General features: G+C 70.3%; 21 protein-coding genes. 14 read left to right on the plus strand and 7 right to left on the minus strand.

Annotated elements, in window-relative coordinates; genetic code table 11:
- Window positions 1-180: 180 nt before the first annotated feature.
- Window positions 181-804 carry a DUF1707 SHOCT-like domain-containing protein gene (locus LNW73_RS11340; RefSeq protein WP_164295396.1) on the minus strand — a complete coding sequence of 208 codons (624 nt, stop codon included), beginning with the start codon at window positions 802-804 and terminating at the stop codon, window positions 181-183.
- 188 nt (window positions 805-992) lie between these two features.
- On the opposite strand from LNW73_RS11340, the gene LNW73_RS11345 reads away from it, so the two are divergent.
- Window positions 993-2636: a fumarate hydratase gene (locus LNW73_RS11345; protein WP_250977502.1), complete on the plus strand. Its 1644-nt coding sequence runs from the start codon at window positions 993-995 to the stop codon at window positions 2634-2636.
- 83 nt (window positions 2637-2719) lie between these two features.
- Here LNW73_RS11345 and LNW73_RS11350 read toward each other — a convergent pair whose 3' ends face one another.
- Window positions 2720-4243: a ricin-type beta-trefoil lectin domain protein gene (locus LNW73_RS11350; protein ID WP_374118079.1), complete on the minus strand. Its 1524-nt coding sequence runs from the start codon at window positions 4241-4243 to the stop codon at window positions 2720-2722.
- A gap of 120 nt (window positions 4244-4363) precedes the next feature.
- Between LNW73_RS11350 and LNW73_RS11355 the strand changes: the two genes are divergently transcribed.
- From LNW73_RS11355 to LNW73_RS11400, 10 genes are all read left to right on the plus strand, one after another.
- Window positions 4364-5770: a class II fumarate hydratase gene (locus LNW73_RS11355; RefSeq protein WP_250989830.1), complete on the plus strand. Its 1407-nt coding sequence runs from the start codon at window positions 4364-4366 to the stop codon at window positions 5768-5770.
- 23 nt (window positions 5771-5793) lie between these two features.
- Complete coding sequence (fomD, locus tag LNW73_RS11360) at window positions 5794-6471, plus strand: cytidylyl-2-hydroxypropylphosphonate hydrolase (RefSeq protein WP_250977499.1); 678 nt, start codon at window positions 5794-5796, stop codon at window positions 6469-6471.
- A 133-nt stretch (window positions 6472-6604) separates the two neighbouring features.
- On the plus strand, window positions 6605-7273 hold the full coding sequence (locus LNW73_RS11365) for a class I SAM-dependent DNA methyltransferase (RefSeq protein WP_250989831.1): 669 nt from the start codon (window positions 6605-6607) through the stop codon (window positions 7271-7273).
- Window positions 7274-7331: 58 nt separating this feature from the next.
- Complete coding sequence (locus LNW73_RS11370) at window positions 7332-9545, plus strand: SpoIIE family protein phosphatase (RefSeq protein WP_374118080.1); 2214 nt, start codon at window positions 7332-7334, stop codon at window positions 9543-9545.
- Window positions 9546-9688: 143 nt separating this feature from the next.
- Complete coding sequence (locus LNW73_RS11375; protein WP_250989833.1) at window positions 9689-11137, plus strand: catalase; 1449 nt, start codon at window positions 9689-9691, stop codon at window positions 11135-11137.
- A 166-nt stretch (window positions 11138-11303) separates the two neighbouring features.
- Complete coding sequence (locus LNW73_RS11380) at window positions 11304-12251, plus strand: SPFH domain-containing protein (RefSeq protein WP_250989834.1); 948 nt, start codon at window positions 11304-11306, stop codon at window positions 12249-12251.
- Window positions 12248-12511 carry a hypothetical protein gene (locus tag LNW73_RS11385; protein WP_250989835.1) on the plus strand — a complete coding sequence of 88 codons (264 nt, stop codon included), beginning with the start codon at window positions 12248-12250 and terminating at the stop codon, window positions 12509-12511. Before LNW73_RS11380 ends, LNW73_RS11385 begins: the two co-directional genes overlap by 4 nt.
- 80 nt (window positions 12512-12591) lie before the next feature.
- On the plus strand, window positions 12592-13116 hold the full coding sequence (locus LNW73_RS11390; RefSeq protein ID WP_138352113.1) for a PadR family transcriptional regulator: 525 nt from the start codon (window positions 12592-12594) through the stop codon (window positions 13114-13116).
- Window positions 13113-13814, plus strand: coding sequence for an ABC transporter ATP-binding protein (locus LNW73_RS11395; RefSeq protein ID WP_250977495.1), 702 nt, complete (start codon window positions 13113-13115; stop codon window positions 13812-13814). The genes LNW73_RS11390 and LNW73_RS11395 overlap by 4 nt, the downstream gene beginning before the upstream one ends.
- Complete coding sequence (locus LNW73_RS11400) at window positions 13811-16228, plus strand: FtsX-like permease family protein (RefSeq protein WP_250989836.1); 2418 nt, start codon at window positions 13811-13813, stop codon at window positions 16226-16228. The genes LNW73_RS11395 and LNW73_RS11400 overlap by 4 nt, the downstream gene beginning before the upstream one ends.
- 42 nt (window positions 16229-16270) lie before the next feature.
- Here LNW73_RS11400 and LNW73_RS11405 read toward each other — a convergent pair whose 3' ends face one another.
- Window positions 16271-17245 carry a hydrogen peroxide-inducible genes activator gene (locus tag LNW73_RS11405; protein WP_250989837.1) on the minus strand — a complete coding sequence of 325 codons (975 nt, stop codon included), beginning with the start codon at window positions 17243-17245 and terminating at the stop codon, window positions 16271-16273.
- A 145-nt stretch (window positions 17246-17390) separates the two neighbouring features.
- Here LNW73_RS11405 and LNW73_RS11410 point away from each other — a divergent pair, with 145 nt between their 5' ends.
- On the plus strand, window positions 17391-17945 hold the full coding sequence (locus tag LNW73_RS11410; RefSeq protein WP_138352116.1) for a peroxiredoxin: 555 nt from the start codon (window positions 17391-17393) through the stop codon (window positions 17943-17945).
- A gap of 6 nt (window positions 17946-17951) precedes the next feature.
- Window positions 17952-18485, plus strand: a complete 534-nt coding sequence (locus tag LNW73_RS11415; protein WP_138352117.1) for an alkyl hydroperoxide reductase — start codon at window positions 17952-17954, stop codon at window positions 18483-18485.
- Between the two features lie 96 nt (window positions 18486-18581).
- On the opposite strand, the gene LNW73_RS11420 is transcribed toward LNW73_RS11415, so the two are convergent.
- From LNW73_RS11420 to LNW73_RS11435, 4 genes are all read right to left on the minus strand, one after another.
- Window positions 18582-20012 carry an AI-2E family transporter gene (locus LNW73_RS11420; RefSeq protein WP_250989838.1) on the minus strand — a complete coding sequence of 477 codons (1431 nt, stop codon included), beginning with the start codon at window positions 20010-20012 and terminating at the stop codon, window positions 18582-18584.
- 195 nt (window positions 20013-20207) lie between these two features.
- Window positions 20208-20897 carry a transglycosylase SLT domain-containing protein gene (locus LNW73_RS36335; RefSeq protein WP_250989839.1) on the minus strand — a complete coding sequence of 230 codons (690 nt, stop codon included), beginning with the start codon at window positions 20895-20897 and terminating at the stop codon, window positions 20208-20210.
- A gap of 403 nt (window positions 20898-21300) precedes the next feature.
- Window positions 21301-22620, minus strand: coding sequence for a PhoH family protein (locus LNW73_RS11430; protein ID WP_138352120.1), 1320 nt, complete (start codon window positions 22618-22620; stop codon window positions 21301-21303).
- Between the two features lie 392 nt (window positions 22621-23012).
- A complete protein-coding gene (locus tag LNW73_RS11435) occupies window positions 23013-23774 on the minus strand; it encodes an isoprenyl transferase (protein ID WP_138352121.1) in 762 nt (253 codons plus the stop codon).
- A gap of 127 nt (window positions 23775-23901) precedes the next feature.
- On the opposite strand from LNW73_RS11435, the gene mgrA reads away from it, so the two are divergent.
- Window positions 23902-24945, plus strand: a complete 1044-nt coding sequence (gene mgrA / locus LNW73_RS11440) for an L-glyceraldehyde 3-phosphate reductase (protein ID WP_250977490.1) — start codon at window positions 23902-23904, stop codon at window positions 24943-24945.
- Window positions 24946-25183 lie beyond the last annotated feature (238 nt).

Below are 25183 nucleotides of genomic sequence, written 5' to 3' on the forward strand. Positions count from 1 at the left end.
TTTAGTCGAACACCTGTCCGACTGGGGCGCGCATTGGCGATCGTCCGATCCGGACCACCGAACAACACCCCTGATGAACACTGGCCAGTGGCCAAAACCAGCCAGCTTGCGCGGGGCGTAAACCCGCACCATGCATGGCGTGAACGCGCGGCATGATGCGGGAGTGCGACCGCCCCATCCCTACCCGTCGAGGCGCTTGTTGATCCATTCCTTGAGGCGCTTCCCGCGCTTCGCCTTCGCCTCGACGCCACCGAAGATGGCGGTGCCGGTGACGATGACGACCGGTGCGTTCGGATCCGGGGCCTCATACGTCTTGACCTCGAAACCACCGAAGATCCCGGTCCCGCTGCCACGCAGAGTGACGTTCTCCGGGACGCGTACTTCGACGCCTCCGAAGATCGCGGTGGCATGGATCACGATCTGCTGATGCTGGAAGACGGCCTCGGTCAGATCGATCTCCACACCGCCGAAGCAGGCGAAGGCGTTGGTGCGCCGGCCGACGAGCCAGCGCCCCTTGCGGGCGGCGCCGCCGAAGACCGCGACGAGATTCTCGGCCACGACGGGCGACGACGGATCGGCCAGCGGGGCGAGCGGCCGCGGCCCGCCCTCCCGGGTCGCCGGCAGGTCCCGCACCAGCGGTTCCAGCTCGCCCAGCGTCTTGGCGGCATAGACGTGGTCGAGGCGTTCCGAGTGCTCCTCCGCGCTCAACCGGCCCTCGGCCAGCGCATCGCGGAGAATGTCGGAAATGCGGTCACGGTCGGCATCGGACGCGCGCAGCTCCGCTTCGGTGGTCGGCTTGTGCATCGGCACCGGCTGCTGCGACTTCTTCTGGAGCTGCGATTCATCCACCCGCCCACCGTACACAAACGCGATAGATCGCGACTAGTGCGGGTGAGCCCTACCTCACAACAATCGGACGGCCGGCGGGCTCTACGCTGGAGGGCGTTCGTCGACGCCGCCGAATGACCAGCCGAGTGAGGAAGCCCCCCAAAATGCCCGAGTTCTCCTATACGGATCTCCTCCCGCTCGGCGAGGACACGACGCCGTACCGGCTGATCACCTCCGAGGGTGTGAGCACCGTCGAGGCGGACGGGCGCACCTTCCTCAAGGTCGAGCCGGAGGCGCTGCGGACGCTCGCCGCCGAGGCGATGCACGACATCTCGCACTACCTGCGGCCGGCCCACCTCACCCAGCTGCGGCGGATCCTCGACGACCCCGAGGCGTCGCCGAACGACCGCTTCGTCGCGCTGGACCTGCTGAAGAACGCGAACATCGCGGCGGCCGGGGTGCTGCCCATGTGCCAGGACACCGGCACGGCGATCGTGATGGGCAAGCGCGGCCAGAACGTGCTGACCTCCGGCGGTGACGAGGCGGCGCTGTCGCACGGCATCTACGACGCGTACACCAAGCTCAACCTGCGGTACTCGCAGATGGCCCCGCTGACCATGTGGGACGAGAAGAACACCGGCTCGAACCTGCCCGCCCAGATCGAGCTGTACGCGACCGACGGCGGCGCGTACAAGTTCCTGTTCATGGCGAAGGGCGGCGGCAGCGCCAACAAGTCGTTCCTCTACCAGGAGACGAAGGCGGTCCTCAACGAGGCCTCCATGATGAAGTTCCTGGAGGAGAAGATCCGCTCGCTCGGTACCGCGGCCTGCCCGCCGTACCACCTGGCGATCGTGGTCGGCGGCACCAGCGCGGAGTTCGCGCTGAAGACCGCCAAGTACGCCTCCGCGCACTACCTGGACGAGCTGCCGGGCGAAGGCTCGCCGGACGGGCACGGCTTCCGGGACAAGGGCCTGGAGGAGAAGGTCTTCGAGCTGACACAGAAGATCGGCATCGGCGCGCAGTTCGGCGGCAAGTACTTCTGCCACGACGTGCGCGTGGTGCGGCTGCCCCGGCACGGCGCGTCGCTGCCCGTCGCCATCGCGGTGTCCTGCTCGGCGGACCGGCAGGCCGTCGCGAAGATCACCGCCGAGGGCGTCTTCCTGGAGCAGCTGGAGACCGACCCGGCGCGCTTCCTCCCGGAGACCACGGACGAGCACCTGGACGACGACGTGGTGCGCGTCGATCTGAACCGGCCGATGGCGGACATCCGCGCCGAGCTGTCCAAGTACCCGGTCAAGACCCGGCTGTCGCTGTCCGGCACGCTCGTCGTGGCCCGTGACATCGCGCACGCCAAGATCAAGGAGCGGCTGGACGCGGGCGAGTCCATGCCGCAGTACCTGCACGACCACCCCGTCTACTACGCGGGCCCGGCCAAGACCCCCGAGGGCTTCGCCTCCGGCTCGTTCGGCCCCACCACGGCGGGCCGGATGGACGCGTACGTCGAGCAGTTCCAGGCGGCCGGCGGTTCCTTCGTCATGCTCGCCAAGGGCAACCGCTCGAAGCAGGTGACCGACGCGTGCAAGGCGCACGGCGGTTTCTACCTCGGCTCGATCGGCGGCCCGGCGGCGCGGCTCGCGCAGGACTGCATCAAGAAGGTCGACGTCCTGGAGTACGCGGAGCTGGGCATGGAAGCGGTCTGGAAGATCGAGGTCGAGGACTTCCCCGCGTTCATCGTCGTCGACGACAAGGGCAACGACTTCTTCACGGATCCGTCGGGCCCGGTGCTCTCGATCGGCCGCCGGGGCTGACGCTCCGGCCCTGAGGACAACAACAGCACGGACGGGCCCCGCCGCTCCATCGGCGGGGCCCGTCCGTGGTGCGTTGCGAGCCGTTACGCGAAGTGCTGGCTCGCGGAGCCGTCGCAGGCCGCCAGTTTCAGCGGCGAACTCGCGGCGCTCTGGGTCACGCACAGGCCGGTGGCCGCCACCGGGCGGATGGTGCCCGCCGTCATGGTGAACCGCTGGTTGGCACCGCCGTGGCAGTCCCACAGGATGAGGCCGGTTCCGGCGCTGTAGTTCGAGGCCGGCACGTCCATGCACCGGTCCTGGCTGAGCGCGATGTGCAGCGACTGGTACTGGGTGTCGTACGCGAACGACTGGTTGCGGCCGCCGTGGCAGCTCCAGCCGAGCAGCGCGGTGTTGTTGCGCGACGAGCCGCCGTTGGCGTCCATGCACTGGCCGGTGGCCGCGTTGGTGACCGGCTTGAACGCGTCGTCCCAGGCGCCCTGGTGGAGCACCGGAGTGCCGGTGCTGGCCGGGTCGGCGCAACCGGCTTCCTGGTAGCCGGAGTTGTAGAGCTGGGTCAGGCACGACGCGAAGGCGGCGTGGCCGCGGGCGTTCGGGTGGAAGGACTGGCGTACGGAGTTGGCGTCGGGCGGGAACGGGTTGGTGATGTTCACGACCAGGCCGCGCGCCCAGGTGTTGTCCGTGCACGCCTCATGCCCGTGGAAGAGCCGGGAGTTGTCGAGGTACACCGCCCCGGTGGCCTCGGCGGCCTGGCGCATGCCGAGCTCGAAGGCGGGCACCGCGGAGTTGCGGCCCCAGGCGAGGTCCGTGTCGTAGCCGGTGCAGCCGCCGGGGATCTTGCCGGGGAAGCCGGGGTTGTCGTAGATGTCGGGGCTCATCGGGCTGGGGTAGCCCATCACCACGAGCTTGTAGTCGGCGTCCGCGTAGCCGGCGTCGCGCATGACGGTCCGCAGGTCCTGCACGGTGCCCTCGACCTTGGGCACCAGTCCGTCGACGCGGGCCTGCCAGCCGGGCGCGTACTTGGAGTCGCAGCTGCCCTGCAGCAGGAACCAGCGCTCCACGCAGTCGGTGATGACCGGCCCGAACTGCAGGTCGTCATTGGCGCCCGCGACCAGCACCACCATCTTGATCTTCGTGTTGCGGGCCTTGATGGCGAGGCTGTCGCTCTGCACCAGCTCGTCCGCGTACTGCTTGCTGCCGCCGATCCTGATGTTGCCGGTGTAGGCGCCCGAGCAGGCGACGTTGTACGTCTCGTCGGCCGGGATGCCGGTGCGGTGGATCGCGGAGTCCGGGGAGCGGTGGCACCAGTTCGTGGGGCCGTCCGTGCCCGCCTCGTAGGTGCCGACGCCCTCGCCGGATATCTCACTGTCCCCCAGCGAGATCAGCCCGGTCTTGCGGTCCGCCACCGGCCGGATCGCCGGACTCCCGTACAGGGCCGTCGCCTCGGCGGCGCGGATCTGCTCCAGGTCGGCGGAGAGCGGCTTGACGGTGCTGTTCTGCGGGGCCGCGGAGGCCGTGGTGGTCAGACCGGCACCGCCCGCGAGGACGGTCGCGAGGACGGCCAGCACCGTCCCGGCGGTACGACAACGTCTCTTTCTCGACATGCGCATACGTCGCTCCTTCCACAGGAATGAAATGGGCTACGGCACTGTCCTACTGATGGGTGTTACTTGGAAGTAGTACGACAATGGGAATGTTGTCGAGGAGTTGCCGAGGAAAGGAATCCAGCCATGCCCGAGGAGTCGTCCCAGGACCGGCCTTTCCGGATCGAGCACGATTCGATGGGCGAGGTACGGGTGCCCGCGGACGCGAAATGGCGGGCCCAGACGCAGCGGGCGGTGGAGAACTTCCCGATCTCCGGCCAGCGGATCGAGCGCGCGCACATCGAGGCACTGGCCCGGATCAAGGCGGCAGCCGCCAAGGTGAACGCCGGACTCGGCGTCCTGGACAAGGACATCGCCGAGGCGATCCAGGAGGCGGCGGCCGAGGTGGTGGACGGCCGGTGGGACGACCAGTTCCCCATCGACGTCTTCCAGACCGGCTCCGGCACGTCCTCCAACATGAATGCCAACGAGGTCATCGCGACGCTGGCGACGGAGCGGCTGGGCCGTGACGTGCATCCGAACGACCACGTCAACGCGTCCCAGTCGTCCAACGACGTGTTCCCGTCGTCCATCCACATCGCGGCCACCGCCGCCGTCACCCGCGACCTCGTCCCCGCACTGGAGCACCTCGCGGAGTCCCTGGAACGCAAGGCGGCCGAGTTCGCGGACGTCGTGAAGTCCGGCCGTACGCATCTGATGGACGCCACGCCCGTCACGCTGGGCCAGGAGTTCGGCGGCTACGCGGCCCAGGTCAGATACGGCGTCGAGCGGCTGCTGGGCGCGCTGCCCCGGCTGGCGGAGCTGCCGCTCGGCGGCACCGCGGTCGGCACCGGCATCAACACCCCGCCCGGCTTCTCGGCCGCGGTGATCGCCGAGGTGGCGCGGACCACCGGGCTGCCGCTGACCGAGGCGCGCGACCACTTCGAGGCGCAGGGCGCCCGGGACGGCATCGTCGAGACGTCGGGGCAGCTCAAGACCGTCGCGGTCGGCCTCACCAAGATCTCCAACGATCTGCGCTGGATGGCGTCGGGACCGCGTACCGGACTGGCCGAGATCAACCTGCCGGATCTCCAGCCGGGCTCGTCGATCATGCCGGGCAAGGTCAACCCGGTGATCCCGGAGGCCGTGCTGATGGTCGCGGCCCAGGTCGCCGGCAACGACCTGACGATCACGATGGCCGGCGCCGCCGGGAACTTCGAGCTCAACGTGATGCTCCCGGTCATCGCCAGGAACGTGCTGGAATCCGTCCGGCTGCTCGCCAACGTCTCCCGGCTGCTCGCCGACCGCACGGTCGACGGCATCACCGCCAATGTCGAGCGGGCCCGTGAGTACGCGGAGTCCTCGCCGTCGGTGGTCACCCCGCTGAACAAGTACATCGGTTATGAGGAGGCGGCCAAGGTCGCCAAGAAAGCCGTCGCGGAGCGTAAGCGCATCCGGGACGTGGTGATCGAGCTGGGCTATGTCGAACAGGGAAAACTGACCGAGGAGCAGCTGGACGCGGCGTTGGATGTGCTGCGCATGACCCATCCTTAAGGGCTGATCCGTAAGATCTGTTCATGACAGCCGACACTCTTCTTGACGGAAACGGGCCGGGTACCAGCGGCTACTGGTCGCCGGGTGAGCAAGTGTTGTGGCGTTATCGGGGCAACGGCACCGACGAGCTGCACATCTGCCGCCCGGTGACCGTCGTGCGCGATGACGCCGAGCTGCTCGCGGTCTGGATGGCGCCCGGTACCTCCTGTGTGAAGCCGGTGCTCACCGATGGCTCGCCGATCCACCGGGAGCCGCTCGCCACCCGCTATCTCAAGCCGCGCACTACGCGCGTCGAGCAGTGGTGGGGCGCGGGTGTGCTGAAGATCGCACACCCCGGCGAGCCCTGGTCGGTCTGGCTCTTCTGGGACAAAAGGTGGCATTTCAAGAACTGGTACGTGAACCTGGAGGAGCCGCGCCGGCGCTGGTCCGGCGGTCTGGACTCCGAGGACCACTTCCTCGACATCGCGGTCCGCCCGGACCGCAGCTGGCACTGGCTCGACGAGGACGAGTTCGCCCAGGCGCAGCTCGCGGGCCTTATGCCCGCCGAACGCGCCGAGCGGGTACGGTCGGCCGGACTGGAGGCGGCCGGGGTCATCAGGTCCTGGGGCCGGCCCTTCCGGGACGGCTGGGAGGACTGGCGCCCGGATCCCGGCTGGCCGGTACCGTCACTCCCGGACGACTGGAACCGTCCGGCAAAGTGACCTCGTGAGCCCCTTGATGCGCCCCGGGTCGTCAAACGTAGGATCGTGCTCCGCAACACCGCGCAATTCCCGACCAGCACCCAGAGCCTGACGCCAAGTCATCAAGCCACGCGCACCAAGGAGGACCGAGGCAGTGGGAACCGGCGGCTACGAGGACATAAAGCGGGACCGCGGCGGCCAGGCCGAGGCGTTCGACGCGATCGGCGACCGGTACGACGAAGCGTTTCCCCACAAGGACGGCCAGCTCACCGCCGGCCGGTGGCTGGCGGAGACGCTGCCCGCCGGATCGCGGGTGCTCGACCTGGGCTGCGGCACCGGCCTGCCCAGCACCCGGCAGCTCGCCGAGGCCGGACACCGGGTCGTCGGCGTCGATCTGTCCGCCGGCATGCTCGCGCTGGCCGCGCGGTACGTGCCGGAGGCCGAGTTCCACCAGGGCGACATCGCCGATCTGCGCCCCGGCGGCACCCTCGACCTCGGACGTTTCGACGGAGTCGCGGCGTTCTTCTCCCTGCTGATGCTGCCGCGCGCGGAGATTCCCTACGCATTGCGGGCCATCCATGATCTGCTGGAGCCCGCGGGTCTCTTCATCCTCTCGATGGTCGAAGCGGATGTGGACGACTTCGCAATCCCGTTCCTTGGTAACACCATCCGGGTATCCGGTTATCTACGGGATGATTTGCACCAGGTAGTGGCGGACGCGGGCTTCGAGGTGATCGAGGAGGAGTCGTACGCCTATGCACCGGCGAGCACCGACGTGCCGCCGGAGGAGCAGCTCTTCCTCTACTGCCGACGACGCGCCTGACACGGCCCAATCCCCGCCGCGGCCAGCGCGTGGCGCACAACCGGATGGAACGACTCGCGTGACCACGGATCGCACGCCCCCGCCCCCGGCGCGGCAACCGGGACCGGATGCCGCCCTGCCGGCACCGCTGCCGGACCCGCGCGGCGGCTTCCGCCTGCCCCCGGGCTCCGACCGGGAGGACCAGCCCGCCTCGCCGCCCCAGGCACTGCCCGACGACCGTTCCGCACGGGACCGGCAGGCGGCGCAGGCCGCGGGCACGCCCCGGCGCGACCCCGGCCCTGACGCGTCGTTCTCCAGCACCCCGCCGCGCGGGACCCAGGGCCCGGCGGGCGCCGCCATGGAGCCCGCCGGCCATCCGCGCCACGAGGAGCCGGCCGCGGCGCTGGCACCCGCCCCCGCGGCGCCGCCCACGCCCGCGGCCTCCGCGCTGCCCGCTCCGCCCGCCTCCGGCACCCTCGGCGCCCGTACGGCGGGGTCCTCGGTCTCGGAGGCCGAGCGGCTGCGGTACGTCGGGGCGGCCACCCGGCGGATCGCCCGCGGTCTGGACCTCGACGAGATCCTGCTGGGCCTGTGCCGCTCCGCCGTCCCCGCGTTCGCCGACGCGATCCTGGTCTACCTCCGCGACCCGCTGCCGGTCGGCGACGAACGGCCGTCAGGGCCGCTCGTGCTCCGGCTGCGGCGCGCCGACGGCGGCCTGGACGAGCCCAGCGGGCAGTCCTACGTCGGCACCGTGCTGGCCCCGGTGCCCGCGGAGCCCGCCTACGGCGGCGCCGCCGAGAGCACCCTCGTCCGGCTGGACGGACCGCTCGCCGAGGTGCTGCGCGGCGTACGCCCGGTCTTCGCGGAACACCCGCAGTCCGCCGCCGCCCTGGAGGAACTGCTGCGCTTCGGCGAGGGTCCTTCGGCCTCCGCCGGCGCGGGCCGGCCGGGTGAACGGCCCGGATTACACCCCGAGCCGGGCGCCGCCAGGAGCGACAGGCCGCTGCACCCGCCCGTCCTGCCGACCGGACGCCGCGCGATACTCGCCCCGCTGCGCGGCCGCCGCCGGGTCATCGGTGCGGCCGTACTGCTGCGCCGTCCCGACCGGCCGCCGTTCGAGTCCGACGACCTGCTGGTCGCCGCCCAGCTCGCCACCCATACGGCGCTCGGCGTCGACAAGGCGGTGCTGTACGGACGCGAGGCGTACATCGCGGACGCCCTGCAGCGCGAGATGCTGCCCGACTCCCTGCCGCAGCCCACCGGGGTCCGGCTCGCCAGCCGCTATCTGCCGGCCGCCGAATCGGCCCGGGTCGGCGGCGACTGGTACGACGCGATCCCGCTGCCCGGCAGCCGCGTCGCGCTCGTCGTCGGCGACGTCATGGGCCACTCCATGACCTCGGCGGCGATCATGGGTCAGCTGCGCACCACCGTGCAGACCCTCGCGGGGCTCGACCTGGCGCCGCAGGAGGTGCTCTACCACCTGGACGAGCAGGCCCAGCGGCTCGGCAGCGACCGCATGGCCACCTGCGTGTACGCGGTCTACGACCCGATCGCGCACCGCCTGGTGGTGGCCAACGCCGGCCACCCGCCGCCCATCCTGCTGCACGCCAACGGCCTGGCCGAGGTGCTGCGGGTACCGCCGGGCGCGCCGATCGGCGTCGGCGGGGTGCCGTTCGAGGCGGTCGAGCTGCCGGCGCCCGCCGGCGCGACCCTGGTGCTGTACACCGACGGCCTCGTCGAGTCCCGGACGCGGGACGTCTGGGGCGGCATCGAGCTGCTGCGCGAGCGGCTGCACGACGCCGCGACCGTGCTGTCGCCGCCGCCGCTGGAACCGCTCTGCGACGAGATCCTGGAGATCCTCGGCCCCGGCGACCGGGACGACGACATCGCGCTGCTCGCCGCCCGCTTCGACGGGATCTCACCGAGCGACGTGGCGTACTGGTACCTGGAGCCGCAGCCGCAGACCGCCGGCCGGGCCCGGCGGCTCGCCCGCCAGGCGCTGCGCCGCTGGGATTTGGAGCACCTGATCGAGCCGACCGAACTCCTGGTCAGCGAGATCGTCACCAACGCCGTCCGGTACGCCGAGCGGCCCATCACGCTGCGGCTGCTGCGCACCGACGTGCTGCGCTGCGAGGTCGGCGACGACGCGCCGCTGCTGCCGCAGATGCGGCACGCGCAGCCGCAGGACGAGGGTGGCCGCGGCCTGTATCTCGTCAGCCGGATGGCTCAGCGGTGGGGGGCCACAAGACTGAGTGCGGGCAAGGTCGTCTGGTTCGAGCTGGCGATTCCGTAGTTCCCGGCACCCGGGCCCGGGTTCCGGAGACCGCGCGGCCTCCGGAACCCCGCTGTCGCCCGGCGTGCCGAGCGGGAGGTTCGGTGCAAGGGTGGTCGAAGCGACGCCCCGGTACCGGAGTCTCGACTCGAACGGGAGACACGATGAGCACCCCGTACACCACCAACAACGCCGGTGTCCCGGCGGAGAGCGACGAGCATTCGCTCACGGTGGGCCCGGACGGCCCGATCCTGCTGCAGGACCACTATCTGATCGAGAAGATGGCCCAGTTCAACCGTGAACGGGTCCCCGAGCGGGTGGTGCACGCCAAGGGCAGCGGAGCCTACGGCAGCTTCGAGGTCACGAACGACGTCAGCCAGTTCACCAAGGCCGATCTCTTCCAGCCGGGCCGGCGCACCGAGATGCTGGCCCGCTTCTCCACCGTCGCGGGCGAGCAGGGCAGCCCGGACTCCTGGCGCGACCCGCGGGGCTTCGCGCTGAAGTTCTACACGGAGCAGGGCAACTACGACCTGGTGGGCAACAACACGCCGGTGTTCTTCGTCCGCGACCCGCAGAAGTTCCAGGACTTCATCCGCTCGCAGAAGCGCCGCGCCGACAACGGCATGCGCGACAACGACATGCAGTGGGACTTCTGGACGCTCTCCCCGGAGACCGCGCACATGGTCACCTGGCTGATGGGCGACCGCGGCATCCCGAAGAACTTCCGCCACATGAACGGCTACGGCTCGCACACCTTCATGTGGGTCAACGGCTCCGGACAGCGGTTCTGGATCAAGTACCACTTCATCACCGACCAGGGCATCGGCTTCCTCACCCAGGCCGACGCGGACGCGCTGGCCGGCGAGGACCCCGATGCCTTCCGGCGCGATCTGTTCGAGACGATCAAGCGCGGCGAACACCCTTCGTGGACGCTGAAGGTACAGGTCATGCCGTTCGAGGACGCGCCCGGCTACCGGTTCAACCCGTTCGACCTGACCAAGGTGTGGCCGCACGGCGACTACCCGCTGATCGAGGTCGGCCGGATGACGCTGGACCGGAACCCGGAGGATTTCTTCGTCCACATCGAGCAGGCCGCCTTCGAGCCGTCGAACATGGTGCCGGGCATCGGCCCGTCCCCGGACAAGATGCTGATCGGCCGGCTCTTCTCGTACCCGGACACCCACCGGTACCGGATCGGCCCGAACTACGCCCAACTGCCGCCGAACCGGCCGCACTCGCCCGTCTACTCGTACGCCAAGGACGGCCCGATGCGGTACGAGCCGTCCCGTACGGCCGCGGTGTACGCGCCGAACTCCTACGGGGGTCCTGCCGCCGACACCGAGCGGTTCGGTGAGCCGGCGGGCTGGGCGAGCGCGGGCGAGATGGTGCGGGAGGCGTACGCGCTGCACCGCGAGGACGACGACTGGGGACAGGCCGGCACGCAGGTGCGGCAGGTGCTCGACGACGATGCCCGCGCCCGGCTGGTGACGAACGTTTCCGGCCATCTGCTGAAGGGCGTCAGCGCACCCGTCCTGGAACGGGCGCTGCGGTACTGGCGCTCCATCGACAAGGAGGTCGGCGACCGGATCTCGGTCACCGTCAAGAGCGGCTGACCCCGCCGCAGCACCTCCGGCCCTCGAAACCGCAGCCCCGGCGCACGTGTTACCCCCCCTCCGTGCCCCGGGGCTGCATCGCGTCCCTAGTCCAGTGAAGGGTTAATGTGTTATCACTTTGCTAGGCGGGCGAATGAGCGCGCCGAGCACTGTGAACGGGGGACCCATGTCCGAGAACCGCACCACCGATCTCCAGTCGGAGATCCCTGAGATGCCCGCCCCGCATGTCACCGAACGCGTGGCCGTCGGTATGCCGGGACTGCCCTTCCTGCTGATCGCCGTGCCGGTGCTGTTCGGCGGCATCGCACTCTTCATCGTCGGCATCGCCAAGGCCAAGGACAGCGGCGGCGCACTGGCGGGCGTCCTGATCGGCGCCGGTGTGGTGATTGCGATCGCCGCCTTCATCACCATGTTCGGCCTCACCCAGGTCGCCCCCGGCGAAGCCCGCGTCTGCCAGCTCTTCGGCCGGTACCAGGGCACCATCCGCCAGGACGGGCTGCGCTGGGTGAATCCGTTCACCAGCCGCCGCAAGATCTCCACCCGGATCCGCAACCACGAGACCGCGGTCCTGAAGGTCAACGACTCGTACGGCAACCCGATCGAACTGGCCGCCGTCGTCGTCTGGCAGGTCAGGGACTCCGCACAGGCGGTCTTCGAGGTCGACGACTTCGTGGAGTTCATCGCGATCCAGACCGACACCGCCGTCCGGCACATCGCGACGAACTACCCGTACGACGCGCACGACGTGGAGGGCCTGTCGCTGCGCGGCAACGCCGAGGAGATCACCGAGAAGCTCTCCGTCGAGATCGCCGCGAGGGTCGGCGCGGCCGGAGTGAAGATCATCGAGTCCCGCTTCACGCACCTCGCCTACGCTCCCGAGATCGCCTCCGCGATGCTCCAGCGCCAGCAGGCCGGCGCGATCGTGGCCGCCCGTCAGACCATCGTCGAGGGCGCGGTCGGCATGGTCGAGTCCGCGCTGACCCGGATCTCCGAGCAGGGCATCGTCGAGCTCGACGAGGAGCGCAAGGCCGCCATGGTCAGCAACCTGCTCGTGGTCCTGTGCGGCGACCGCGCCGCCCAGCCCGTACTCAACACCGGGACCCTCTACCAGTGACGGAACGCACCGGCCGCACCGCCCGCAAGCAGGTGCTGCTGAGGCTCGACCCCGCCGTCCACGACGCCATCGCGACGTGGGCGGCGACCGAGCTCCGCAGCACCAACGCACAGATCGAGTTCCTGCTGCGCCGGGCGCTCGCCGAGGCCGGGCGCCTCCCCGGCGCCGCCAAACCGATCCCCCGCCGCGGCCGTCCGGCCCGGTCGGCGGAGCCGCCCGCAGAGGGGTCGGCAGAACCGAAGAACCCGACCGAGAGCTGATAGGAGTGGCCTGACCTGCACTGATCAACTACACACCACGTCTATACACACCACGTATACACGTCATGTAGAGTGCTCGCATGTCAATCGGCCACACCCTGCTCGGGCTTCTTGAGTCCGGCCCACGCCATGGTTACGACCTCAAGCGCGCCTTCGACGAACGCTTCGGCCACGACCGCCCGCTGCACTACGGGCAGGTCTATTCGACGATGGCCCGACTCCTCAAGAACGGGCTCGTGGAGGTCGAGGGCATAGAGCCCGGCAGCGGCCCCGAGCGCAAGCGGTACGCGATCACCGACGCCGGACTGACCGACGTCGAGACGTGGCTCGCCCAGCCCGAGAAGCCCGAGCCGTATCTGCAGACGACCCTGTACACGAAGGTCGTCCTCGCCCTGCTGACCGGCCGCAGCGCCATCGACCTGCTGGACACCCAGCGCGCCGAGCACCTGCGGCTCATGCGCGAACTGACCCGTCGCAAGTCCAGCGGCGACCTCGCCGACCAGCTGATCTGCGATCACGCTCTCTTCCACCTCGAAGCGGATCTGCGGTGGCTGGAACTCACCGCCGCCCGGCTCGACCAGCTCGCGACGGAGGTACGCAAGTGACCAGCTCCACCCCTCAGCCCAGCACACCGCTGCTGACCGCCGACGCGCTGCACAAGACCTACGGCCCCACCCCCGCCCTGGACGGCGCCGACTTCACGATCCGCTCCGGTGAGGTCGTGGCCGTGATGGGCCCCTCCGGCTCCGGCAAGTCGACGCTGCTGCACTGCCTGGCCGGCATCGTGCGGCCCGACGCCGGCAAGGTCCTGTACCGGGGCGAGGAGCTGTCGGCCATGTCCGACGCCGCCCGCAGCGCCCTGCGCCGCGGCGACTTCGGGTTCGTCTTCCAGTTCGGCCAGCTCGTCCCCGAGCTGACCTGCGTCGAGAACGTGGCGCTGCCCCTGCGGCTGAACGGCACCAAGCGCAAGGAGGCCGAGCGGCTGGCCACCGAGTGGCTGCACCGGCTGGAGGTCGACGACCTCGGGCACAAGCGCCCCGGCGAGGTCTCCGGCGGCCAGGGCCAGCGGGTCGCGGTGGCCCGCGCGCTCGTCGGCGGACCCCGTGTGGTCTTCGCGGACGAGCCGACCGGCGCCCTGGACTCCCTCAACGGCGAGCGCGTCATGCGGCTGCTGACCGACGCCGCCCGGGACACCGGCGCGGCCGTCGTCCTGGTCACCCACGAAGCGCGGGTCGCCGCGTACTCCGACCGCGAGATCGTCGTACGCGACGGCAAGTCCCGCGACATGGAGCGGGTCGCGTGAGCACGCCTTCGGACAACACCCCGCGCACCGCTCCACGCACCACGCCACGCACCGACGCCCGCACCTGGGCCCGTGACCTCGCGCTCGGCGCGCGCTTCACGCTCGCCGGCGGCCGGGAAGGCTGGATCCGCAACCTGCTGACCGCCGTCGGCGTGGGCCTCGGTGTGGCGGTGCTGCTGCTCGCCGCCGCCGTCCCGGCGATGATGGACGCCCGCTCGGATCGCGGCCACGACCGGGACGACCTGTACTTCGGCGAGAAGCTGAAGCCGACCGCCTCCACGATGCTGATCGACAACACCGACACCGTCTACCACGACGAGGACATCTACGGCCGGGTCCTGGACCCCGACGGCGACAAGCCGCCGGTACCGCCCGGCCTGAGCAGGATCCCGGCCCCCGGCGAGATGACGGTCTCCCCCGCGCTCGCCAAGCTGCTGGACTCCTCCGAAGGCAAGCTCCTCAAGGAGCGGCTCAACTACCGCGTCACCGGCACCATCGCCAAGAGCGGCCTGCTCGGCCCCGCCGAGCTCGTCTACTACGCGGGCAGCGACACCCTCACCGACGCACACGCCACACGCGTCGACACGATCGGCGGCGCCCAGCACGGCTCCGAGGGCCTGGGCGCGGTCCTGACCCTGCTCGTCATCATCGGCCTCGTCGTACTGCTGATGCCGGTGGCCATCCTCATCGCCACCGCTGTCCGCTTCGGCGGCGAACGCCGCGACCTGCGGCTCGCCGCCCTGCGGCTGGTCGGCGCCGACACCCGCATGACCCGGCGGATCGCGGCCGGCGAAGCACTGGTCGGGGCACTCGTCGGGCTCGTGTTCGGCCTGGGGTTCTTCCTTCTGGGACGGCACTTCATCGGGCAGATCGAGCTCTACCGGCTGAGCGTCTTCCCCTCCGACGTCCGGCCCGGCACGGGACTCGCCCTGCTGATCGTGCTCGGCGTCCCCGCGGCGGCCGTCGCGGTCACCGTCCTCGCACTGCGCGGCATCGCCATCGAACCGCTGGGCGTCGTCCGGAACGCGGCGCTGCGCAAGCGGCGCCTGTGGTGGCGGCTGCTCATCCCGGTCGCCGGACTCGCGCTGCTGGCCCCGCTGTTCGGCGGCGTCCAGGGCAACGCGGACCTCAACGCGTACCAGATCTCGGCCGGCGCGATCCTGCTGCTCGTCGGCGTCACCGCCGCCCTGCCCTGGCTCGTCGAACTGATCGTCAACCGCTTCGGCGGCGGCAGCGTCCCCTGGCAGCTCGCCACCCGCCGCCTGCAGCTCAACAGCGGCGCCTCCGCCCGGATGGTCAACGGCATCACCGTCGCGGTGGCCGGCGCCATCGCCCTGCAGATGCTGTTCAGCGGCATCGAGAGCGACTTCACCTCCAACACCGGCAAGGACCCGAACCGGGCCCAGATGCAGGCGGCCTTCGACGTCACGAACGGCCCGCAGGCAACCGCCGGGATCCAGGCGTACCGGACCACCCCCGGCGTGCGCTCGGCGCTCGGACTCGTCCAGACGTCCGCCATCCCCGGCGGCGCGGCGGCGAAGGCCAAGGCCTCCGGCAACCCCGACGCGGGAGGCGAGATCCTGGAGTTCCCGGTGTTCGTCGGCGACTGCGCCGCGCTCGCCGAGATCGCCGAGATCGGTGACTGCGCCGACGGGAGCGTCTACCGCGTCCTGCCGGACGCGTCGTACACGACCCCGCCCGACATCTCCAAGGCCGGCGCCGGGCTGGACCTCAACGCCCCGCAGAGCGGCGTGCTGTCCGGCCCGCCCCGACCGTGGACCGTCCCGGCCAACGCCCGCACGGTCAAGGCCCGCACCAGCCCCAACGGCGACGTGCAGTGGGGCATCCTCGCCACCCCCGGCACCCTGGACGTGGCACGGATGCGGGAAGCGCGCGCCATGGTGCTGATCAAGCTCGACGCGCAGCGGCCGGACGCGGAGGACTACGTCCGCAACACCACGGCCCGGCTGGGCCCGGGCGCGAACACCTACACGCTCGAAAGCACCCGAACGGCGCGGAAGTACACCAACATCAAGCGCGGACTGCTCATCGGCGCGGTCACCACCATGCTGCTGATCGGCATCAGCCTGCTGGTCTCGATGCTGGAGCAGCTGCGCGAGCGCAAGAAGCTGCTCGCGGTGCTGATCGCGTTCGGTACCCGGCGCTCCACCCTCGGGCTGTCGGTGCTGTGGCAAACCGCGCTACCGGTCGCCCTCGGCCTGGCGCTGGCGGTGATCGGCGGCCTCGGACTCGGCTCCGTGCTGCTGAAGATGGTCGGCTCACCGATCCGCGTCGACTGGGCGAGTGCCGCGACGATGACGGGTGTCGGCGCGGGCGTGGTCCTGCTCGTCACCCTCCTCAGCCTGCCGCCGCTGTGGCGCATGATGCGCCCGGACGGTCTGCGGACCGAGTAGCCCCACCGGATCCGGCACCGACGCCGGCCGGGCCTGCTTCCCTCAGGCCCGGCCGGCGTCCTCCGTGCCGCCGTCCGCCACGGCCTCGCCGTCCCACACGCGCACCGGCAGCGGCCGCAGCGCCTCGCGCAGCGCGGCCGCGAAGGCCGTGAACTCCTCCGCGCGGGCGGTCCCGCCGCGCATCGCGAGGGCGATCCGCCGCGACGGCGCGGGATCCGCGAAGTACCCGGTCGACAGCTGGTCGTTGCGCCCGGTCTCCACCAGGAGCGCGGTCCGTGGCAGCAACGTCACCCCGAGCCCGCCCGCGACCAGCTGTACGAGGGTGGACAGCCCGGCCGCGGTGGTCGTCACCGGAACCCCGCCCGGCCGCCCTGCCTCCCGGCAGATGTCGAGCGCCTGGTCGCGCAGGCAGTGCCCCTCGTCGAGCAGCAGCAGATCCATCTCCCGCAGCGCCTCACGGGGAATGGCCTGCCGGCCGGCCAGCCAGTGCCCCTGCGGTGCGACCACGGCGAAGTCCTCCTCGAAGAGCGGCAGTTCGGTCACTCCGGGCATCCCGAGCGGCACAGCGAGCAGCAGCAGATCGAGCCGTCCGCCGGTCAGCCCCTCCAGCAGTGACGACGTCTGCTCCTCGTGCACCTGCAGATCCAGCGCCGGGTACCGGACATGGACCAGCCGCAGCACCGTCGGCAGCAGATACGGCGCGACGGTCGGGATCACCCCGAGCCGCAGCACCCCGGTGAACGGCGCCCGCGCCGCCTCCGCCTCCTCCATCAGCTCCCCCACGGCGTCGAGCACGCTCCGTGTCCGCGCCGCGATGCGCTCCCCGGCCGCGGTGAGCAGCACCCTGCGCGTCGTCCGCTCGACCAGTTGCACTCCCAATGTCTCCTCCAGCGCGGCGACCGCCCCGGAGAGCGCCGGCTGGCTGGTCCCTATGGACGCCGCCGCGTCACGGAAGTGCAGGTACTCGGCCACAGCGGCGAACGCCCGCAACTGGGACAGGCTGGGCTGCTTGCTCATGACACTCCGGGCTACTGATAGGCGACTCCGATCAACGCCGTCGAGTCTAGCTATTTCTGTGATCAATAGCCGCCATGGGAGGGTGGAATACGTCCAACCCTCTGGAAAGCCCCAAAAGGGATTTCCTCTGTTCCAAGGAGAGCGCGTGCTCACTGTCGGTGACAAGTTCCCCACCTACGACCTGACCGCCTGCGTCGATCTCGACGCGGACAAGGCCTTCGCTCAGATCGACCACAAGTCGTACGAGGGCAAGTGGCGTGTGGTGTTCTTCTGGCCGAAGGACTTCACCTTCGTCTGCCCGACCGAGATCGCCGCGTTCGGCAAGCTGAACGACGAGTTCGCCGACCGCGACGCGCAGATCCTCGGCGTCTCCGGTGACTCCGAGTTCGTGCACCACGCCTGGCGCAAGGACCACGCCGACCTGCGTGACCTGCCCTTCCCGATGCTCGCGGACTCCAAGCACGAGCTCATGCGCGACTGCGGCGTCGAGGGCGAGGACGGCTTCGCGCAGCGTGCCGTGTTCATCGTCGACCCCAACAACGAGATCCAGTTCACGATGGTGACCGCCGGTTCCGTGGGGCGTAACCCCAAGGAGGTGCTGCGGGTGCTCGACGCCCTGCAGACCGACGAGCTGTGCCCGTGCAACTGGAGCAAGGGCGAGACGACTCTCGACCCGGTCGCGCTCCTCGCGGGCGAGTGATCCGGTATGTCACTGGACAACCTCAAGTCGGCGCTGCCCGACTACGCCAAGGACCTGAAGCTGAACCTCGGTTCGGTCATCGGTAACTCCGAGCTTCCGCAGCAGCAGCTGTGGGGCACGGTGCTCGCCGTCGCCATCGCGTCGCGTTCGCCGCGGGTGCTGAGCGAGCTGGAGCCGGAGGCGAAGGCCAACCTCTCGCCCGAGGCGTACACCGCCGCCAAGTCCGCTGCCGCGATCATGGCGATGAACAACGTCTTCTACCGGACCCGGCACCTGCTGTCGGACCCGGAGTACGGCACGCTGCGCGCGGGGCTGCGGATGAACGTCATCGGCAACCCGGGTGTGGAGAAGGTCGACTTCGAGCTGTGGTCGCTGGCCGTCTCGGCCGTCAACGGCTGCGGCCAGTGCCTGGACTCGCACGAGGCCGTGCTGCGCAAGGCGGACGTCTCACGCGAGACGATCCAGGAAGCGGTCAAGATCGCCGCCGTCGTACAGGCGGTCGGAACGACGCTGGACGCCGAAGCCGTCATCGCCGGCTGAGCAGTCGTATCGCCTCACGCAGCGGGCCCCCGACCGATGGTCGGGGGCCCGTCGTGCGTGCGGAGTCGTGCGCGGGGAATGGTCCGTGCGCAGGAGCTAGCTCTCCTCCGCCAGGCCGCCGACCGGGGCGAGGTTCTCGACCGTGACGCCGAGCGGGGCGGGCTCGGTGGCCATCGCGGTCTCCCGGGCGTGGCTGCGGAGGTAGCCGACGACCGTGTTCGTCACGGCGACGAGCGGGACCGCGACGACGGCGCCGCCGATGCCGGCGATGAGCGAGCCGGCGGCGACCGAGAGCACCACGGCCAGCGGGTGGACGCGGACGGCGCGGCCGAGAATGAAGGGCTGCAGGATGTGGCCCTCGATCTGCTGGACCGCGAGCACCACGATGAGCACCATCAGGGCGGTGAACGGCCCCTCGGTCACGAGCGCGACGACCATCGCCAGCGCGCCCGAGGCGACGGCGCCGACCAGCGGGACGAAGGCGGCGACGAAGATGACGACGGCCAGCGGCACCGCCATCGGCACGTTCAGGAACCAGATGCCCACGCCGATGAAGACGGCGTCGATGAGGGCCACGATCACCGTGCCGCGCACGTAGAGCGTCAGCGTCCGCCAGGCGCGCGGCCCGGCGCCCGCCAGCCCGTCGCGGGCGGCGGCCGGGAAGAGCTTGAGGGTCCAGTTCCAGATGTTGCGGCCGTCGTAGAGCAGGAAGAGCGTGCTGAACATCGCGAGCAGCATGCCGGTGAGCAGCTCGACGATGACGGTGACGCCCTGGAGGCCGGCGTCGGTGATGGCCTTGGTGTTGGTGCTGATGGTGTCGGTGAGGTTCTTGGCGATCTGGTTGATCTGGTCCTCGGTGACATGGAACGGGCTGTTGAGCAGCCAGCGCTTCATCTCAGCGACGCCGTCGGTGAGCTTGGTGGACAGGTCGTCGACGTTGTCCATCACCTGCCACACGACGAACCAGCCGACCAGGCCCATCAGCACGAAGCCGCCGATGAAGGTGATGCCGGTGGCGAGGCCGCGCGGTACCCCGGCGCGCTTGAGCCGGGCCACGACGGGCTGGAGCAGCGCGGTGATGAGGAGCGCGGCGACGAAGGCCAGGACGACCAGTTGGATGGCGCCGATCACCCGCATCAGCACATAGACGGTGCCGGCCAGTACCAGCAGCCGCCAGGCGACCTCGGCCGCGACGCGCATGCTCCACGGCACGACGCCCAGCGGGTCGGGCAGCCGACCGCCGTCCGGCGCCCGCGGCAGCCGGCCGGAGACGGCCACGGCCTGGGGCGCGGGCCCCGGCTCCGAGCCGGACCCGGAGTCGGCTGCGGTCCCGGTCGTCCCGGATCCAGCCGTCCCGGATCCGGTCTTCCGCGGAACGTGCGGCCGCGGCCTGGGCGGCTTCGGCGGCGGGGCGTCGGGCTGCTCGTCCTGCTCGGCCGTCACTTCCGCGCGCCGTTCGTCGAGGCGGTCGGCGAGCTTGGCCAGCTTGGAGGCAACCACCGCGCCCCAATGGCGCTTTTCCGACATCACGTTCCCCTGCCCCTTTGTTCCGGTACCGGCACCGGCATCGGTGAGGAGGACGACGTTACCCGTGCCCGGGGTTGCCTCCCCGGCCGCCCGCCCCTTCTACGGGTGCGGTCACACGTATGCCCCCCGACCGGCTGGGGTCGGGGGGCATACGGGGAGGCTCACCAGGTGCCGGAACGAACCGGCCGGTGCGACCTAGTACGACTGGTGCTGCTGCCAGTAGGACCAGGCACCGCACGGGCTGTCGTACCGCTCGTTCATGTAGTTGAGGCCCCACTTGATCTGCGTGGCCGGGTTGGTCCGCCAGTCGGCGCCGACGGAGGCCATCTTGCTGCCCGGGTAGGACTGCACGAGTCCGTACGCACCCGAGCTCTGGTTGGTCGCCGTGTAGTCCCAGCCGCTCTCGTGCTCCACGATGTTGGAGAAGCACTGGAACTGACTGGAGCCGACGATCTGCAGGGCCATGGCCTTGACTTCGGCGGTCGAGTACGAGCTCTTGACCGCGAACGTCGCACGCTCGGCCGAACGGCTCGCCGCCGCCTTCGCCTCCAGTTCCCGGGCTTCCTTCGCCTTGGCGGCCGCTTCGTCGGCGGCCTTCTTCTTGGCGGAGGCGTCCTTGGCTGCCTGCTGGCGCGCGCTGTCCTCGGCGGCCTTCTTCGCTGTCGCGTCGGCGGCGTCGGACTGTGCCTGCGCCTGCTGCGTCAGTGAAGCCTGCTGAACCTGCTGGCCAGCGGGTATGTCCGCGAGTACGGTCGTCGCGCCGGCGGCCTCGACAGGCTGGTTGGAGCCCTGGTCAGCGCCTGCTGCGACGCCGACTACGGCGCCCACGGTGGTGACTGCGGTGGCCGAGGCCACTGCGAATCCCCGGACCGAGATCCGGCTCACACGGTTGTCCTTCCAGCACCGTCCGCGTGGTGACCTCGCGGACGAAATCGTGCCCCTGAACGCTGGCCTCCCCTTGTTCCGGACCGCGAACGGTCCGACTGGTCACGGGGGCACTGGCCCGGTGCGGGTCCCTCACGGGATTCCGCGTGGTGCTCGGGCGGCTTACGGCGGCAACGCTGTTCAGTTCTGGGGTTCCACACCGCTGGGGGTGTGGGTGTGCCGTAAGCGGGGCCTGACAGCGTCACACCCTAGCGGGAAGGGAACGCCGTCAAGCAATTTACGGTTGCGTGGCAAACGTCACACGGCTTCATGAGCGGAAAACACCGGCGCGGCGCGCCCCACAACGCTAGGCTGCTGCGCCCCTTGGGGACGCAGCAGCCTCAACTCACGCACGGTTACCGGGTCATACCCCGTTGTCCTCCAGCAACTCCGTCACCAATGCGGCGATCGGGGAGCGTTCGGACCGGTTCAGGGTGATGTGCGCGAAGAGCGGATGTCCCTTGAGCTTTTCGACGACGGCCACCACACCGTCGTACCGCCCGACCCTCAAGTTGTCCCGCTGTGCCACGTCATGGGTCAGAATGACCCGCGATCCTGCACCGATACGCGACAGAACGGTCAACAGGACGTTCCGTTCGAGCGACTGGGCCTCGTCCACGATCACGAACGCGTCGTGGAGCGACCGGCCGCGGATGTGGGTGAGCGGCAGCACTTCGAGCATGCCCCGCGCCACGACCTCCTCGATGACCTCCTTCGATGTCACCGCGGACAGGGTGTCGAAGACGGCCTGAGCCCAAGGGCTCATCTTCTCCGACTCACTGCCCGGCAGGTATCCCAGCTCCTGTCCGCCGACCGCGTACAGCGGCCGGAAGACCATCACCTTGCGGTGCTGCTGTCGCTCCAGGACCGCCTCCAGGCCCGCGCACAGCGCCAGTGCCGACTTGCCGGTGCCGGCCCGGCCGCCGAGCGACACGATCCCCACATCGGGATCGAGCAGCAGATCCAGCGCGACCCGCTGTTCCGCGCTGCGGCCGTGCAGCCCGAAGGCCTCCCGGTCGCCGCGCACCAGCCGCACCCGGCCGTCCTCGGTCACCCGGCCGAGCGCCTTGCCGCGCTCGGACTGGAGGACCAGTCCGGTGTGCACGGGCAGGTCGCCCGCCTCGGGCAGGACGATGACCTCTTCCGCGTAGAGCCTGTCCACCTCCTCCGCGTCGACCAGCAGCTCCTCCATACCGGTCCAGCCCGACGTGATCGCCAGCTCGGCCCGGTACTCCTCGGCCGCGAGGCCGACGGAGGAGGCTTTCACCCGCAGCGGCAGGTCCTTGGAGACGACCGTGACGTCGTACCCCTCGGCCTGGAGGTTGCGGGCGACCGCCAGAATGCGCGAATCGTTGTCACCTAGCCGGAACCCGACGGGGAGCACCCCGGGGTCCGAGTGGTTCAGTTCGACGCGGAGCGTGCCACCCAGCTCGCCGATCGGGATCGGGGCGTCGAGACGCCCGTACTTGATCCGGAAGTCGTCGAGCAGCCGCAACGCCTGTCGGGCGAAGTAGCCGAGCTCTGGATGGGCCCGCTTGGCCTCCAACTCCGTGACCACCACCACCGGGAGCACGACTTCGTGCTCGTCGAAGCGGGTGAGGGCATTGGGGTCGGCAAGCAGGACGCTGGTGTCGAGGACGTAAGTGCGCCGGTCGTGCTCCCGGCGATTCTTGCTTTTCACCACGTGTGGACGAACCCCCTCGGGCAGAGGTCGGGGTGCGACAACGTCGCGCTGTACTGGGCCGGGACCGGGCGCGTGGGCCGGTCCGCGGCCCTCCGTAAACGGCACGTCCGTGGGCAATGGGCCTCCCGGGCGGACGAACCTGGGTGCCGTCCGCTGTTGACCGGTGTATGCCCTCGAAAGCGGGTGCCTATGCGACTGCATATGACAGCTGTGCCATCAATCCTGACGTGGGCCCGAAAAAACTGCGGCAGATGAACGGAAGGTGCTGCGGCAGATGGCCGAAGGAGGCTACGGAGCAGCCACTCGGGGTCGGCCGGAGGAGGTACCCGGGTTCGGCCGGAGGAGGTACTCGCGGCCCGGCCGGAGGGGGTACTCGCGGCCCGGCGTGGTGGTTACGAACCGTAGCGGCGGTGACGCGCCGCGTAGTCGCGCAGTGCGCGCAGGAAGTCGACCTTGCGGAAGGCCGGCCAGAAGACTTCGCAGAAGTAGTACTCGGAGTGGGCGCTCTGCCAGAGCATGAAGCCCGACAGCCGCTGCTCACCGCTGGTGCGGATGACGAGGTCCGGGTCGGGCTGGCCGCGGGTGTAGAGGTGCTCCGCGATGTGCTCGACGTCCAGCAGCTCGGCGAGGTCCTCGATGGACGTGCCGCGCCCCGCGTGCTCGTGCAGCAGCGAGCGGACCGCGTCCGCGATCTCCTGCCGGCCGCCGTAGCCGACCGCGACGTTCACGAGGATGCCCTCGACGCCGTGGGTGGCCTGCTCGGCCTCCTTCAGCACCGACTGGGTGCGCGCCGGCAGCATGTCCATCGTGCCGACGTGGTGGACGCGCCAGCGGCCGGTCTCGGCCAGCCCGCTCACCGCGCCCTCGATGATGCCCAGCAGCGGGACGAGCTCCTCGGCGGGACGGTCCAGGTTGTCGGTCGACAGCAGCCAGAGCGTGACGACCTTGACCCCGGTCTCCTCGCACCAGCCCAGCATCTCGGCGATCTTGTCGGCGCCGGCCCGGTGGCCCTGCTCCGTCGTACCGCCCGCCGCCTTGGCCCAGCGCCGGTTGCCGTCCAGGATCACACCGATGTGCTTGGGTCCCTGGGCCAGATCGAGGCGGTGCTCCACTCGGCGGGCATACAGCCCATACACCAGGTCGCGCAGATTCATCGCGTACCAGCCCCTCCAGCGCTCGTCACCCGATCGCCACAGTACTGCGCGCGGCGCTGGGCGCACGAACCGGGTGCCCGGCTTCCGCTTCGGATCCGGGGGCCCGGAGGCGTGATAGGCAGAGTGCATGAATAACCGTTCCCTCTACCGCGCCGCCGACGAGCGCTACGACTCCATGGAGTACCGCCGCACCGGCCGCAGCGGGCTGAAGCTCCCCGCCATCTCGCTGGGCCTGTGGCACAACTTCGGTGACGACCGCACCCTCGACTCGCAGCGCGCGATCCTGCGCCGCGCCTTCGACCTGGGCGTCACCCACTTCGACCTGGCCAACAACTACGGCCCGCCCTACGGCGCCGCCGAGTCCAACTTCGGGACGATCCTGGCGCAGGACTTCCGCCCGTACCGCGACGAGCTGGTCATCTCCAGCAAGGCCGGCTGGGACATGTGGCCGGGCCCGTACGGCGACGCCGGATCCCGCAAGTACCTGCTCGCCTCGCTCGACCAGTCGCTGTCCCGCATGGGCCTCGACTATGTCGACATCTTCTACTCGCACCGCTTCGACCCGGAGACCCCGCTCGAGGAGACGATGGGCGCCCTGGCCTCCGCCGTCCAGCAGGGCAAGGCGCTCTACGTCGGCATCTCCTCGTACAGCCCCGAGCGCACCCGCGAGGCGGCCCGCATCCTGCGCGAGCTGGGCGTCCCGGCGCTCATCCACCAGCCCTCGTACTCGATGATCAACCGCTGGATCGAGGACGACGGGCTGCTCGACGTCCTCGCCGACGAGGGCATGGGCTGCATCGGCTTCGTACCGCTCGCCCAGGGTCTGCTGACGGACAAGTACCTCGGCGGCATCCCCGACGACTCCCGCGCCGCCCAGGGCAAGTCCCTCGACCCGGGCCTGGTCAACAAGGAGACGGTCACCCGGCTGCAGGCCCTCAACGAGATCGCGCAGCGCCGCGGCCAGTCCCTGGCCCAGCTCGCGCTGAGCTGGGTGCTGCGCGACGAGCGCGTCACGTCCGCGCTCATCGGCGCCTCGTCGGTCCGGCAGCTGGAGGCCAACGTGGCGGCGGTCGGCGCGCCGAAGCTCACGACGGAGGAGCTGGCGGAGATCGACCAGTACGCGGTGGAGCCGGAGGGCGTGAACCTCTGGTCGGTGAGCAGCGAGGCGTAACGCTCACACCGGGCGGTCCGCCCCGACCGCCTCCGGCCCGGATCCGTCGGCCCGGATCCGCCGGCCCGGATCCGCCCGCCCAGGCCCTCCGGCCCACGGTTGCTGAGGTGCAGTCGGCGACACGCCGCCTTCCGACTGCACCTCAGCTCGCCGATCCGTCGGCACCGCGCTCGCCCCTCCGCTGCTGCCCCACCACGTCGCCCGGGGAACCGCCCATCCATGAACTGACGTGGGAGCG

Origin of the sequence: Streptomyces sp. RKAG337, from assembly GCF_023701715.1 — a bacterium.
GTDB lineage: Bacteria > Actinomycetota > Actinomycetes > Streptomycetales > Streptomycetaceae > Actinacidiphila.

Coding starts and splice junctions, on each gene's coding strand:
- LNW73_RS11340 (WP_164295396.1), bottom strand. CDS start 804: ATGCACAAGCCGACCACCGAAGCGGAGCTGCGCGCGTCCGATGCCGAC.
- LNW73_RS11345 (WP_250977502.1), top strand. CDS start 993: ATGCCCGAGTTCTCCTATACGGATCTCCTCCCGCTCGGCGAGGACACG.
- LNW73_RS11350 (WP_374118079.1), bottom strand. CDS start 4,243: ATGCGCATGTCGAGAAAGAGACGTTGTCGTACCGCCGGGACGGTGCTG.
- LNW73_RS11355 (WP_250989830.1), top strand. CDS start 4,364: ATGCCCGAGGAGTCGTCCCAGGACCGGCCTTTCCGGATCGAGCACGAT.
- fomD (WP_250977499.1), top strand. CDS start 5,794: ATGACAGCCGACACTCTTCTTGACGGAAACGGGCCGGGTACCAGCGGC.
- LNW73_RS11375 (WP_250989833.1), top strand. CDS start 9,689: ATGAGCACCCCGTACACCACCAACAACGCCGGTGTCCCGGCGGAGAGC.
- LNW73_RS11380 (WP_250989834.1), top strand. CDS start 11,304: ATGTCCGAGAACCGCACCACCGATCTCCAGTCGGAGATCCCTGAGATG.
- LNW73_RS11390 (WP_138352113.1), top strand. CDS start 12,592: ATGTCAATCGGCCACACCCTGCTCGGGCTTCTTGAGTCCGGCCCACGC.
- LNW73_RS11405 (WP_250989837.1), bottom strand. CDS start 17,245: ATGAGCAAGCAGCCCAGCCTGTCCCAGTTGCGGGCGTTCGCCGCTGTG.
- LNW73_RS11415 (WP_138352117.1), top strand. CDS start 17,952: ATGTCACTGGACAACCTCAAGTCGGCGCTGCCCGACTACGCCAAGGAC.
- LNW73_RS11420 (WP_250989838.1), bottom strand. CDS start 20,012: ATGTCGGAAAAGCGCCATTGGGGCGCGGTGGTTGCCTCCAAGCTGGCC.
- LNW73_RS11435 (WP_138352121.1), bottom strand. CDS start 23,774: ATGAATCTGCGCGACCTGGTGTATGGGCTGTATGCCCGCCGAGTGGAG.
- mgrA (WP_250977490.1), top strand. CDS start 23,902: ATGAATAACCGTTCCCTCTACCGCGCCGCCGACGAGCGCTACGACTCC.